The 13,495-nt window shown below is 40.6% G+C and carries 14 protein-coding genes; 10 read left to right on the forward strand and 4 right to left on the reverse strand.

The genetic code is table 11. From position 1 onward, the window contains the following. Nucleotides 1-71: 71 nt before the first annotated feature. From DWX96_RS10395 to leuS, 3 genes are all read left to right on the forward strand, one after another. Nucleotides 72-2,165 (forward strand): elongation factor G, encoded by a 2,094-nt coding sequence (locus tag DWX96_RS10395; RefSeq protein WP_118057485.1) that lies wholly within the window; start codon nucleotides 72-74, stop codon nucleotides 2,163-2,165. A gap of 73 nt (nucleotides 2,166-2,238) precedes the next feature. After that, on the forward strand, nucleotides 2,239-3,540 hold the full coding sequence (locus DWX96_RS10400) for an InlB B-repeat-containing protein (RefSeq protein WP_118057484.1): 1,302 nt from the start codon (nucleotides 2,239-2,241) through the stop codon (nucleotides 3,538-3,540). 111 nt (nucleotides 3,541-3,651) lie between these two features. Then, complete coding sequence (gene leuS / locus DWX96_RS10405; protein WP_117698990.1) at nucleotides 3,652-6,072, forward strand: leucine--tRNA ligase; 2,421 nt, start codon at nucleotides 3,652-3,654, stop codon at nucleotides 6,070-6,072. 76 nt (nucleotides 6,073-6,148) lie between these two features. Here the strand turns inward: leuS and DWX96_RS10410 are convergent, their stop codons facing one another. Next, nucleotides 6,149-6,439 carry a hypothetical protein gene (locus DWX96_RS10410; RefSeq protein ID WP_118057483.1) on the reverse strand — a complete coding sequence of 97 codons (291 nt, stop codon included), beginning with the start codon at nucleotides 6,437-6,439 and terminating at the stop codon, nucleotides 6,149-6,151. A gap of 64 nt (nucleotides 6,440-6,503) precedes the next feature. After that, complete coding sequence (locus tag DWX96_RS10415; RefSeq protein WP_117841084.1) at nucleotides 6,504-6,833, reverse strand: hypothetical protein; 330 nt, start codon at nucleotides 6,831-6,833, stop codon at nucleotides 6,504-6,506. A gap of 112 nt (nucleotides 6,834-6,945) precedes the next feature. On the opposite strand from DWX96_RS10415, the gene DWX96_RS10420 reads away from it, so the two are divergent. Beyond that, complete coding sequence (locus tag DWX96_RS10420; protein WP_117946978.1) at nucleotides 6,946-7,125, forward strand: hypothetical protein; 180 nt, start codon at nucleotides 6,946-6,948, stop codon at nucleotides 7,123-7,125. A 140-nt stretch (nucleotides 7,126-7,265) separates the two neighbouring features. On the opposite strand, the gene DWX96_RS10425 is transcribed toward DWX96_RS10420, so the two are convergent. Next, the gene (locus tag DWX96_RS10425) at nucleotides 7,266-7,493 is read right to left on the reverse strand and encodes a hypothetical protein (RefSeq protein WP_022243866.1); all 228 of its coding nucleotides are present in this window, start codon (nucleotides 7,491-7,493) and stop codon (nucleotides 7,266-7,268) included. Nucleotides 7,494-7,558: 65 nt separating this feature from the next. After that, entirely contained in the window at nucleotides 7,559-9,310 is a 1,752-nt protein-coding gene (locus DWX96_RS10430) for an Rqc2 family fibronectin-binding protein (RefSeq protein ID WP_118057482.1), read from the reverse strand. A 151-nt stretch (nucleotides 9,311-9,461) separates the two neighbouring features. On the opposite strand from DWX96_RS10430, the gene DWX96_RS10435 reads away from it, so the two are divergent. From DWX96_RS10435 to pgsA, 6 genes are all read left to right on the forward strand, one after another. Further along, a complete protein-coding gene (locus DWX96_RS10435; protein WP_117698640.1) occupies nucleotides 9,462-10,340 on the forward strand; it encodes a YicC/YloC family endoribonuclease in 879 nt (292 codons plus the stop codon). 42 nt (nucleotides 10,341-10,382) lie between these two features. Next, the gene (locus tag DWX96_RS10440) at nucleotides 10,383-10,646 is read left to right on the forward strand and encodes a DUF370 domain-containing protein (RefSeq protein WP_117698639.1); all 264 of its coding nucleotides are present in this window, start codon (nucleotides 10,383-10,385) and stop codon (nucleotides 10,644-10,646) included. A 3-nt stretch (nucleotides 10,647-10,649) separates the two neighbouring features. Beyond that, nucleotides 10,650-11,285 carry a guanylate kinase gene (gene gmk, locus DWX96_RS10445; protein WP_117946976.1) on the forward strand — a complete coding sequence of 212 codons (636 nt, stop codon included), beginning with the start codon at nucleotides 10,650-10,652 and terminating at the stop codon, nucleotides 11,283-11,285. 3 nt (nucleotides 11,286-11,288) lie between these two features. Continuing rightward, the gene (gene rpoZ, locus DWX96_RS10450; RefSeq protein WP_022243861.1) at nucleotides 11,289-11,543 is read left to right on the forward strand and encodes a DNA-directed RNA polymerase subunit omega; all 255 of its coding nucleotides are present in this window, start codon (nucleotides 11,289-11,291) and stop codon (nucleotides 11,541-11,543) included. A gap of 89 nt (nucleotides 11,544-11,632) precedes the next feature. Next, nucleotides 11,633-12,955: a 30S ribosomal protein S12 methylthiotransferase RimO gene (gene rimO / locus DWX96_RS10455; RefSeq protein WP_118057481.1), complete on the forward strand. Its 1,323-nt coding sequence runs from the start codon at nucleotides 11,633-11,635 to the stop codon at nucleotides 12,953-12,955. After that, nucleotides 12,952-13,494 carry a CDP-diacylglycerol--glycerol-3-phosphate 3-phosphatidyltransferase gene (gene pgsA / locus DWX96_RS10460; RefSeq protein ID WP_022243859.1) on the forward strand — a complete coding sequence of 181 codons (543 nt, stop codon included), beginning with the start codon at nucleotides 12,952-12,954 and terminating at the stop codon, nucleotides 13,492-13,494. The genes rimO and pgsA overlap by 4 nt, the downstream gene beginning before the upstream one ends. The last annotated feature ends 1 nt before the right edge of the window (nucleotide 13,495 follow it).

The raw sequence follows: 13,495 nt of genomic DNA on the forward strand, positions 1-13,495 counted from the left end.
AATATAGTTGAAGAAAATAACTTGATTTAGTAAAATATATACATAAATCTATAGTACAGGAGGAATAACATATGGAAGTATTTACAACGGACAGAATCAGAAACGTCGTGCTTTTAGGACATGGTGGAGCGGGAAAGACCAGTCTGGTGGAAGCAATGGCATATTTATCCGGCATGACAACCCGTATGGGAAAGATTTCTGATGGAAATACTATCAGTGATTTTGATAAAGAAGAAATCAAAAGACAGTTTTCCATCCATACTTCGGTTGTTCCGGTTATCTGGGATAATACCAAGATTAATTTCTTAGATACTCCGGGATATTTCGACTTTGTCGGTGAAGTGGAAGAAGCAGTCAGTGCCGCAGATGCAGCAATTATCGTGGTATCCGGCAAGAACGGAATTGAAGTGGGTACGAAGAAAGCCTGGGACATCTGCGAGAAATACAATCTTCCGAGAATGATATTTGTTACGGAGATGGATATTGATAATGCAAGCTTCCGGCAGGTAGTAGAAGATTTACAGCAGTTATATGGCAAGCGGATTGCTCCATTCCATCTGCCGATTCGTGAAAACGAGAAATTTGTAGGCTATATCAATGTGGTTCGTAAGAGTGCCCAGAGATGGAATGATAAGGGTGAAGTAGTAGAATGTGAGATTCCGGAATACAGCCAGAATAACCTTGGAATCTGTACCGATGCCCTGATGGAAGCGGTAGCAGAAACCAGTGAAGAATTCATGGAGCGGTATTTTAATGGTGATGAATTCTCAGAAAACGAAATACGTCAGGCACTTCGCGTGAATGTGGCGGATGCCAGCATGGTTCCGGTTTCCATGGGTTCCAGTATTCTTGCACAGGGTATGTACACCTTGTTAGATGACATTATAAAATACTTCCCAAGCCCGGATAAGCGTTCCTGTACCGGAATCAATGCCAAGAGCAATGAAGTATATTCTGCAGATTATGATTTCTCAAAGCCAAAATCAGCATATATTTTTAAAACAATTGTAGACCCGTTTATTGGAAAATATTCTCTGATAAAAGTAAATTCCGGTGTGTTAAAAACCGATGATTTGCTTTTTAATCATCATCGGGATACAGAAGGCAGGATTGGAAAGCTCTATGTAATGTGCGGCAGCAAACCACAGGAAGTACCGGAGCTTCATGCCGGAGATATCGGAGCATTAGCAAAGCTTTCCGGAGCTATGACAACCGATTCCCTGTCTACAAAAGCCAATCCGATACTCTTTATCCGGACAAGTATTTCAGAGCCATATACCGGCATGAGGTATAAAGCAAAGAATAAAGGTGATGAAGATAAAATTTCCCAGGCACTGCAGAAAATCATGCAGGAAGACTTAACCATTAAGACGGTAAATGACAGTGCTAATCACCAGACACTGATTTATGGTATCGGGGAACAGCAGTTGGAGGTTCTGGTAGAAACCTTAAAAAATAAATATAAAGTAGAGATTGAACTGAGCCGTCCGAAGGTTGCATTCCGTGAAACCATCCGAGGAACCTCAGATGTGGAATATAAATATAAGAAACAGTCTGGTGGACATGGCCAGTATGGACATGTAAAGATGCGTTTTTCACCATCGGGAAATCTTGAGGAAGCTTATGAGTTCTCGCAGGAAGTGGTTGGCGGAGCGGTTCCGAAGAATTTCTTCCCTGCAGTAGAAAAAGGGCTTCAGGAGGGCGTGCAGAAAGGACCTTTGGCGGCATATCCGGTACTTGGTATTAAGGCAGTGCTTTATGACGGTTCCTATCATGCAGTAGATTCTTCGGAAATGGCATTTAAGGTTGCTGCAAGAGAAGCATTAAAGAAAGGAATCTTAGAAGCAAAGCCGGTGCTTTTAGAACCGATTGCCAGCCTTAAGATTACATTACCAGACGTTTATACCGGAGATGTAATGGGAGATTTAAATAAGAAGCGGGCAAGAGTTCTTGGCATGACACTGGATAACAAAGGAACCACCGAGATTTTAGCGGATATTCCTTATATTGAATTATATGGTTATGGCACAAGACTTCGTTCCATGACACAGGGAAGCGGAGATTTCTCCTACCAGTTTGCCAGATACGAACAGGCACCGGAGGAAGTCGCAAGGGTACAGATGGAAGAACGGGCATCCAAGCTTGCTTCAGAAGAAGATAAATAGTGTAGTGAGATAAGTGTAATGAGAAAAAATATCTGTTAAGACAAACGGATGACGAAAGAGAGGTGGTGGTGACATGGGAAAGAAAAGAACTTTTTTTGCAATTGTTTTGATTATTGCGCTGTTTTTCGATAATTCGCAGTTCTCAGAAGCAAAAGCACTTCGTTCTCTGCCAATCACTACCTCTCTTTATTACAGCATGGAGCCGGAAGATGCCAATGTATTAAAGGAAGATTATGATATCACCTATTACTTAAATGGTGGAATCCCTTCTTCTGATTTGACTTATAACTATATTATAGAAGAACTTCCTCTAACCCTTGATATACCGGAAAAACCGGGATATAATTTCGCTGGCTGGTATACCGAAAGCAGTTATCAGAATAAGATTACAGAGATAAACATTGATAATTTCGGAGACGTATCGTTATACGCAAAATGGACCAAGAAGATTGATTCTTCTTACAGCGTGGAAATGTATCCATATTCCACGGCATCACAGATGAGCGGAAATGACCGGATGTTAAAGGATTGTGGATTCAGCTTTGCCTATGATGTAAGTATTCCGGGAATGCCATCCACCAGGGAACAGGATTATGCACAGAATATGACATCCACGGACAACCAGTGTCCGCAGGGAATCTGCATTACCGAAGATTATTATATGATTACAGCATATAATACGGATGATTCGGAAAGCCTTGGAGCCCTTTATATCTTTGACAAAGAGACCGGAGAATATATGGTTACTCTTGGCATGAAAAAGAACAGCCATCTTGGAGGACTTACCTACGATGGAAGAAATGTCTGGATCTGCCATTCGGACACAAGGTCTTTGGAGCGGCTTAGTTACAGTTATATAAAAAAGATTGCAGAGTCCAAACCGAAGATTTTTGTGGATGCCACCGGAATGTTTGAAGAATACCGTGTAGCGAATATGCCATCCTGCATTACCTGGCATGATGGAATTCTCTGGGTAGCAACACACAATGCCTTATTCAAATCCATTATGATTTCTTATAAATATCAGGATGGAGAACTGATGGAACAGCAGCGCTACCAGATACCGGAAAAGGTGCAGGGAATTGCTTTTGATGAACAGGACAGAGTGTATTTAAGCACATCCTATGGAAGAAGCAATTCATCCTATTTAAAGATTTACCAGAATGTAGATGCAATGGATACAAAGCCGCGGACACCGGAACTTAAGGTGGAAATGCCACCATGTTCCGAAGAAATTAATTATGCAGACGGCAATATCTATGTGCTGTTTGAATCGGCAAGCTCGAAATATTTTGAAGGCACAGACGGAAAAGGGAAGAGCATTTGTCCGATAGACCGGATTCTTACAATTGATACAAATACCATTTTTCCTTGACAAATTGAGGGCATGTGATAGAATTTTATGAGTATAAGTCTCTAAAAAGGCATTCTATCAGCATGTCCTTATTTTATGGACGAAAGCTGTTTAAATTAGGAGGAATTGAAGATGTCACAAACAACAGTACCGTATAATCATAGAGCGGTAGAGCAGAAATGGCGTAAAGTCTGGGAAGATAAGCCAATTAACGTAAATGATGGCAAGAAGCCGAAATACTATTGTCTGGATATGTTTCCATACCCATCCGGAAACGGACTCCATGTAGGTCACTGGAGAGGCTATGTAATATCTGATGTATGGAGCCGCTATAAGCTTATGCATGGATATTATGTCATTCATCCGATGGGATGGGATGCATTTGGTCTTCCGGCAGAGAACTACGCAATTAAGATGGGTGTTCATCCGGAAAAATCTACCGCTGAAAATATCAGGAATATCAAGCGTCAGATTCAGGAAATTGCTGCAATCTATGACTGGGATATGGAAGTAAATACCACCGATCCTGAATTCTACAAATGGACACAGTGGATTTTTGTAAAAATGTTTAAAGCCGGACTTGCTTATGAGAAAGAGATGCCAATTAACTGGTGCCCATCCTGTAAGACTGGTCTTGCCAATGAAGAAGTTGTAAATGGTAAATGTGAGCGTTGTGGTGCTGATGTTACCAAGAAGAACTTAAAGCAGTGGATGCTTAAGATTACCAAATATGCTGACCGTCTTCTTGCAGACCTTGATAAGCTTGACTGGCCGGAAAAGGTTAAGAAAATGCAGACTGACTGGATTGGTAAGAGTAATGGAGCAGAAGTCAACTTTAAGGTGGATGGAAGCGATAAAGAGATTACTGTTTATACCACAAGACCGGATACTCTTCACGGAGCAACCTTCATGGTACTTGCACCGGAGCATGCTTTGGCAAAAGAGCTTGCAACTGATGAGACAAGAGCTGCAGTAGAGGATTATATCTATCAGTCATCCCTGAAATCTTCTGTAGATCGTTTGCAGGATAAAGAAAAGACTGGTGTATTTACCGGTTCTTATGCAATCAATCCGTTGAATGGTGCAAAGGTTCCAATCTGGCTTTCTGATTATGTATTAGCTGATTATGGTACCGGAGCAATTATGTGTGTTCCTGCACATGATGACCGTGACTTTGAATTTGCAAAGAAATTCAATATTCCAATCATCCAGGTTATTGCCAAAGATGGTAAGGAAATTGAAAATATGACCGAAGCTTATACCGAAGCAAAAGGTATTATGATTAATTCTGGTGACTGGAATGGAATGGAGTCGTCCGTTCTTAAGAAAGAAGCTCCGGAAATGATTGAAAAGATGGGCTTTGGTAAGAAGACAACCAACTATAAATTAAGAGACTGGGTATTCTCCCGCCAGCGTTACTGGGGCGAGCCAATTCCAATCGTACATTGTCCGGATTGTGGAGCAGTTCCGGTTCCGGAAGAAGAGCTTCCATTACTGTTACCGGAGGTTGAATCTTATCAGCCGACAGGTACCGGAGAATCACCGTTGGCAGATATTACGGAGTGGGTAAATACCACATGTCCTTGCTGTGGTAAGCCTGCAAAACGTGAGACCAATACCATGCCTCAGTGGGCAGGTTCATCCTGGTATTTCTTACGTTATGTAGATAACAAGAACAAAGATGAATTAGTAAGCCGCGAGAAAGCAGATAAATATCTTCCGGTTGATATGTATATCGGTGGAGTAGAGCATGCAGTACTGCATCTTCTGTATTCCCGTTTCTATACCAAATTCTTATATGATATCGGAGTAATTGACTTTGATGAGCCATTTACCAAACTGTTTAATCAGGGTATGATTACCGGTAAGAATGGTATCAAGATGAGTAAATCTAAAGGAAATGTCGTCTCACCGGATGATCTGGTTCGTGACTACGGCTGTGATTCCTTAAGATTATATGAGCTGTTTGTTGGACCACCGGAATTGGATTCTGAGTGGGATGATCGTGGAATCGATGGTGTATACCGTTTCATCACCAGATTCTGGAATCTTGTAATGAGCCAGAAGGATGCAGATGTTGCTGAAACCAAAGAACTGGTTAAGATTCGTCATAAACTGGTATATGATATCACCCAGAGACTGGAAAGCTTCAGCTTAAATACTGTAATTTCAGGGTTCATGGAATACAACAACAAACTGATCGACCTTTCCAAGAAGGGCGGCGTAGATAAGAAGACACTTGAAACTTATGTGCTTCTTCTTGCTCCGTTTGCACCACATATTGCAGAAGAACTGTGGAGCGAGCTTGGTCATGATACTTCCGTATTTGCAGAAAGATGGCCGGAGTATGATAAAGATGCAATGGAAGATGATGAAGTTGAAATTGCAGTACAGATTAACGGCAAGACAAAGGGTGTTGTCAGCATTGCAAAAGATGCTTCCAAAGAGGATGCACTTGCTGCAGGAAAAGCTGCAATTGCAGATAAGCTTACCGGCAATGTAATCAAAGAGATTTATGTACCGGGTAAAATCATTAATATTGTAATGAAATAAGCAATGATAAAATCATAATAAATATTTCGCAAACGAGGATGTGCATTTTGCATATCCTCGCTTGTGTTATAAGAGACTATTTTTTCTTTTTCTGTAACATCTGCATCATCTGCAGCATTTTATCCGCTTTTACACGTTCTGCTTCGGACATATTCTGCTTTAATAATTCAATTAATAAAGTTGTTTCAGTATTGGAAAAAGTCATACCGTTTTGTTTGGCATTGTTGGCAGCATTCATGATTGTGGAAGCCATGGATTTGGCATCCTTTGTATCAGTATTATTAGAAGCAAAATCCATAAGAAACTGCAGCTTTTCCGGTGAAATATCATTTAAGGCAGGATTGCCTTTCAAAAAGTCTAAATTCATAAAATCCTCCGTTCTTAACAAGTTGACAGGGAACCATAAAATAACAAATGATAAAGTGATGAAATCAGGAAAACAGGGTATCATAAGCAGACAGCATCTGATACATATTTAAAAAGTTTTCAATATTTTCTTTCTCGCCGGGTGTACACTGTTCGCTGATATCGGTAAGCATCTGAAACATCCGCTCCTGGGGAGAATGGCTGCTGACTTCCTGAATCGTAAGCGTGTCATTGGAAAAAAGCTGGGCTGTTTTTTGTAGTTCCATATATTTGATGAGAAGCGCAAAGGGACGCTGCTGACCGGCGGAAAGATATGGAATCATGGTTTTCATAATCTGTAACTGGTGGTTTTGTAACTGTGAGTCAAAGAAGGTTGGTTTATACTCAGAATCCATAAAAAAATCCTTTTTCTTTTAAATTATGATGGAACAGCGGAAAATATAACTTTGACGCATATAATAAAATGTAGAACCTTTTTATAGAAACAGGAAAGGATTTGGCATCAACATGGGAAAATTAATCATTGACGGAAATGAAGTATATGAAATAGATGAAGAATGTATGAAGAAAAAGGAAGCGGAAAAGAAGAAGCGGACCGCACCGGAAAAAGGCGGTCAAAGATATGACACAAGAAAGAATCCTGCTTGCAGGATTCTCCGCCTGCGGCGGGTCACTTCAGCGACATAATTCCTCTCCGTCGTAGTGCGACCCTGCCCGGAGGGCTTTTAATTCTATAGGAAACGTAACTTTAACACTTTAATGTAACACGGCGTTTCCTATAGAATAAAAAAGGGACCTCGTTGAGAGGTCCCCGCTTTGCAGATGAATTAGCATCCACAACCGTTGTTGTTAAATCCGAAGCTGTCACCACAGCCACCACAGAAGAGCAACAGTAAAATAATCCAGATACAGCTGTCGTTGCCGCATCCATTGCCACATCCTCCAAATCCATTGTTGCCGCAGCAGGAGAGTAACAGGATAATCCAGATTAAAGAACAGCAGTTATTTCCTTCGTTACATCCACATCCGCAGCCAGTAGCAGCTAAATCACTCATTTTCAAATCCTCCAAAATTTATCTTACACTTCATAATATGGAAGAAGTAAAAATGTGTGACTAAATTATTCTGAAATTTTTTCGATGCCGGAAATGTCCGGGTGAATTGTCAGGGAATAATTCGTATAGTAAATGACATAACCGGCAACAGCGCCGTTTGGTTTCTTTACATTTTTACGCTGTAAATAATCGATTTCAATTTTTTCGTTATCACGGCCGGAAGAATAGTAGCCTGCCAGTCTGCCGGCCTCTTCGAAAGTCAGATCCGGCAGCTCCCTGCCTTCAGTTTTTACAATAACATGGGAGCCGGGCATTCCTTTGGCGTGGAACCACCAGTCATTTCCGTTGGCAACCTTGAAAGTAAGTTCGTCATTCTGGAAATTGTTTTTTCCAACATAAATATCAAAGCCATCACTGGAACGATAATGGAATGGTTTACTTTTGGATTTTTGTTTTTTCTTACCGCTCATTTTCCTGCGGATATATCCATAGGTTTCCAGCTCGTCCCGGATCTGGGCAAGGTCATCTTCGGATTCTGCAATGGAAAGAGCCGCCTGAATGGTCTGTAAGTGTGCTATTTCTGCCTTGGTTTCTTCAGTCTGGGTATTTAACGCTTCGAAGGTACGTTTTAATTTGTTGTACCGGGCAAAATATTTTTTTGCGTTGTCCAGCGGAGAAAGTGTTTCGTCCAATGGAATTGTAAGCATTTCACCGGTATAATAATTTGGTACTTCTACAGATTTGGCTCCTTCGGTAACCTGATAGCCGTAGGTATTTAATAATTCACCGTATACTTTATACTTATCACGTTTTTCCGTATCTTTTAACTGCTTTAACTGTAAATCCAGTTTTTTGCTGCTTCGCTCTAAGTGAGTGGATACAATTTTACGCAAATCCACAGATTTCTGACGCATACGGGTGTAGAGGCTGCGGCTGGCATAAAATTGTTCTAATACGGCGGAAATAGAATTTACCGGTTCAATGTGATAGCCTTCCGTATGTTCATAGCGGGTTGGTAAGATGGCAGCATATTCTGCCGGTTCTTCTCCTTTATAAAGAATACATGGCTTGAAGTTGGCGTTTCCGACATCCTCCATCAGCCAGCTGAAATTATGATAAAGGTGCAGCAGTGCATCTTCTTCTAAGGTATTAATCGGTGTATCTGCATCTAAAGAAGCACGGTAACAGATTTCTGCTGCAACCTGTCCACTGATTCCGGTAAAAGCAGAAGTAAGTGCTTTGGCAAGTGGCAGTGGAAGAGAAGACGCCTTTTCACAGAACTGTTCATAGGAACAGTCAAGGGGATTCCGCTTGTTCTGGGTCTCCGGGATAAAATATTCTCTTCCCGGCAGAACTTCACGGACGGAACTCATCTGGGATGGAACCCGTTTGATGCTGTCAATGATGCGTTCGTTTTCATCACAGAAAATAATATTGCTGTATTTCCCCATTAATTCTATAATCAGGTTTTTCTTTTTCAGGTCGCCCATTTCATCCAAATGCTCGACCGTAATCCGGATGATTCGTTCTAATCCGGGCTGACTGATGGCAATAATCCGGCCGTTGGCAATATGTTTTCGTAATACCATGCAGAAATTCGGTGCAGTCATGGGACTGACTTTATTCTGAGCTGTAAGATAGATATAAGGCAGGGAAGCACTGGCACTTAAAGAAAGCCGGTACTGGCCGGATGGTGTCTTTATGGTAAGCAGCAGCTCGTCCGCCTCAGGCTGGGCTATTTTGCTGATTCGTCCATTTAAAATTGTCTGATTTAATTCTGCAGTAAGTGCAGCTACGGTAATTCCGTCTAGTGCCATATAATATGACCTCCTTTGGAAAGAATAGATTCTTTTACAGGATTTTATTATAAAGAAATCTTTCTAAAATTTCAATAAATACGGCATTTTGAATTTGACTAATAAAGAAAATTCTACTATAATACATATATCTATGCATTAGGAGGCAGCTATGATTAAAAGTATGACCGGCTTCGGCAGGTGTGAGATAGAGGAAGACAACCGTAAGATAACGGTAGAGATTAAATCAGTAAATCACCGCTATCTGGATGTAAATGTTAAGCTTCCTAAAAAATTAAGTTTCTTTGAAAGTGCCGTGCGTAACTTAATCAAAGAATACATACAGCGTGGAAAAGTAGATATCTTCATTACCTGTGAAGATTTCAACGAAGCCAACTTCTCACTGAAATACAACGAAGAACTTGCTGGCGAATATTTAAAATATTTACAGCAGATGGCAGAGCATTTCCAGCTGGAAAATGATATCCGTGTCAGCACATTGTCACGTTATCCGGATGTTTTTATAATGGAAGAACAGGATAATGACGAAGAAGAACTTTGGGCACTTCTTGAGAAGACATTGCGTAATGCATGTGAGGCATTTGTTGAAACCAGAGAAAAAGAAGGCGAGAATTTAAAAACTGACCTTCTGAATAAATTAGATGAAATGATTGGCTATGTGGACTTTATCGAAGAACGTTCGCCAATCGTTATGAAAGAATACCGTGAGCGATTAGAAACCAAGGTAAAAGAAATTTTAGAAGATAAGCAGATGGATGATGCAAGAATTGCAACGGAGGTTACAATATTTGCTGATAAAATATGTGTGGATGAAGAAACTGTCCGCTTAAAGAGCCATATTGAAGCGATGAAAGCTGCTTTAACAGGCGGTGGAACCGTTGGAAGGAAGCTTGACTTCATTGCCCAGGAGATGAACCGGGAAGCAAATACGATTCTTTCCAAGGCAAGTGATCTTGCAATTTCAGATACCGGTATTAATCTGAAAACGGATATTGAAAAAGTCCGCGAACAGATTCAGAATATTGAATAAATGATTTCCGTAAACCCTGTAGTAAGAATGGAATGGTGAAAAATGGCAGCACTTATGAATATTGGATTTGGAAATGTAGTAAATACAGATAAGATTGTTGCTGTGATTCAGCCGGATTCTGCACCTGCCAAGCGCATGATTCAGAAAGCCAAAGAAGAAGAGTGCGTGGTGGATGCAACCCAGGGAAGACGTACCCGTGCAGTGATTATTACAAATGCCGGATATATCGTTCTTTCTGCATTACAGCCGGATACACTGACTGGCAGATTTAACGAGATTAGTGGAAATAAACTGAGTGAGGAATAGTAAATGAAAAGAAAAGGTATATTAACCGTAGTATCCGGTTTCTCCGGTGCCGGAAAAGGCACTGTGATGAAAGCTCTGATGGCGGAGTACAAGGATACATATGCATTATCTGTTTCAGCTACCACGAGAAATCCGAGACCCGGAGAAGTGGATGGTGTTGATTATTTCTTTCGTACCAGAGAAGAATTTGAACAGATGATAGCAGACAATGCGTTAATTGAGCATGCCTGTTATGTGGGAAATTATTATGGTACACCAAAAGCCTATGTAGATGAACAGTTAGAGGCTGGAAAAGATGTAATTCTTGAGATAGAGATTCAGGGAGCACTTGACGTAAAGAAACGTTTTCCGGACACCATCTTAATCTTTGTAACACCACCGGATGCGGATGAATTAAAGAACCGCCTGGTGAACCGTGGAACTGAAGATATGGCAACCATCAATGCAAGATTAAACAGAGCATCCCAGGAAGCAGAGTTTATGAATCAGTATGATTACATTGTGGTGAACGATACCGTCCCTGCATGTGTGGAGAATATCCATAGCATCATTGAGAACGAGCATGATTGTGCATCACGTAATATAAATTTCATCAATAAAATCAGAGAAGAGCTGAAGTGCTTTTCGAAAGGAGAATAAATTATGATACATCCATCTTATGTTGAGTTAATGAAGGTCGTAAATAACGACGTTGAAATCGGAGAAGAACCGGTCGTAAACAGCAGATATTCTATTGTAATTGCTACTGCAAAGAGAGCAAGACAGATTATCGGTGGAGATGAACCATTGGTTGAAAATGCCAAAGGAAAGAAACCACTTTCTATCGCAGTAGAAGAGCTTTATACCGGAAAGGTAAAAATCATGGGAGAAGATGCTGTTTCAGAAGATAACGAGTAGCATAGCGGGGTTGCCAACATGGTTTGGTAACCCTTTCATCATGTAAGAGAAAAATATATACAGGACTTTTTCCTGTTACGGAGGAATGAATGAATATTTTCTTTGTATCACTGGGTTGTGATAAGAATCTGGTAGATTCAGAATATATGCTTGGTATGATCCGTGATGCCGGATATACCATTATTGATGATGAAACGCAGGCAGATGTGATAGTAATTAATACCTGTTGTTTTATCAATGATGCCAAAGAAGAGAGTATTAACACAATACTTGAAATGGCAGAATATAAGAAAACCGGACATGCAAAGGCATTGATTGTAACCGGGTGCCTTGCCCAGCGTTACCGGAATGAGATTGAGGAAGAAATACCGGAAGTAGATGCAATTCTTGGAACTAATTCCTATGATAATATTGTTTCTGCTGTGAAAGAGGTTATGGCAGGAAAACATTATACCAATTTAAATTCGCTGGAAGGGCTTCCAACCTTGCATACCAAACGATGTGTTACCACCGGCGGACATTATGCCCATTTAAAAATTGCAGAAGGCTGTAACAAGCGCTGTACTTACTGCATCATTCCATATATCAGAGGAAACTACCGCAGTATACCGATTGAAGAACTGATAGCAACAGCCAGAGAACTGGTAGCGGGCGGAGTAAAGGAACTGATTCTGGTAGCCCAGGAGACCACGCTTTACGGAATTGACCTCTATGGAAAAAAATCCCTGCACCGGCTTTTAGATGAATTAAATAAGATTCCGGGATTGTACTGGATTCGTATTCTTTACTGTTATCCGGAAGAAATTGATGATGAACTGATTGAAGCAATCAAACGAAATGATAAAGTCTGCCATTATCTGGATATTCCGATTCAGCATGCAAATTCAGACGTATTAAAGAGAATGGGAAGAAAGACCAATAAGGATGACCTTGTTCGTATTATTCATCATCTGCGGGAAGAAATTCCGGATATTACGCTCCGGACCACTTTGATCTGTGGCTTCCCGGGAGAGACAGAAGAGCAGCATAAAGAGCTGTTGGAATTCGTACAGGAAATGAAATTTGACCGTCTGGGTGCATTTACCTATTCTCCGGAAGAAGGAACGAAAGCAGCTGAGATGGAAAATCAGATTCCGGAAGAGACGAAGAAGCTGTGGCAACAGGAAGTCATGGAGCTTCAGGAAGAAATTATTTTTGAGAAAAATGAAGATATGGCTGACCGTGAACTTTACGCTTTTATCGAAGGAAAAGTTGCAGATGAGAATGCTTATGTAGGAAGAACCTACCGTGATGCACCATCTATTGACGGATATATTTTTGTAAATACAGAGGAAACCTTAATGACCGGAGACTTTGCCAAAGTAAAAGTAACCGGAGCTTATGAATATGATTTGATAGGAGAATTAGCATGAATTTACCAAACAAATTAACAATTTTCAGAGTAATTTTGATTCCGTTTTTTGTAGTGTTTATGTTGGCACCGATTTGTCCGGGTTATGCAAATTATATTGCTGTAGCAATCTTTATTGTAGCAAGTCTTACAGACCTTTTGGATGGGAAGATTGCAAGAAAGTATAATCTTGTGACAGATTTCGGCAAATTTATGGACCCGCTTGCGGATAAACTGCTGGTATGTGCCGCAATGATTTGCCTGATTGAAACCGGACAGCTTGCAGCCTGGATTGTAATCGTAATTATCAGCCGTGAGTTTATCATCAGTGGTTTCCGTCTGGTAGCAGCTGATAACGGCGTTGTAATTGCAGCCAGCTACTGGGGCAAATTTAAGACCACATTCCAGATGCTTATGGTCATTGTATTGATTCTTAATTTTGATAACTGTTACTTCCAGTTATTAGGAACCGTACTTACTTATATTGCACTGGTATTAACGGTTGTATCTCTAATTGATTATCTCTGGAAAAACAGAGCTGTTTTAAAAGAACAGAAATAAA

Source organism: Roseburia sp. AF22-2LB, assembly GCF_003461125.1.
Classification (GTDB): Bacteria; Bacillota; Clostridia; order Lachnospirales; family Lachnospiraceae; genus Roseburia_C; species Roseburia_C amylophila.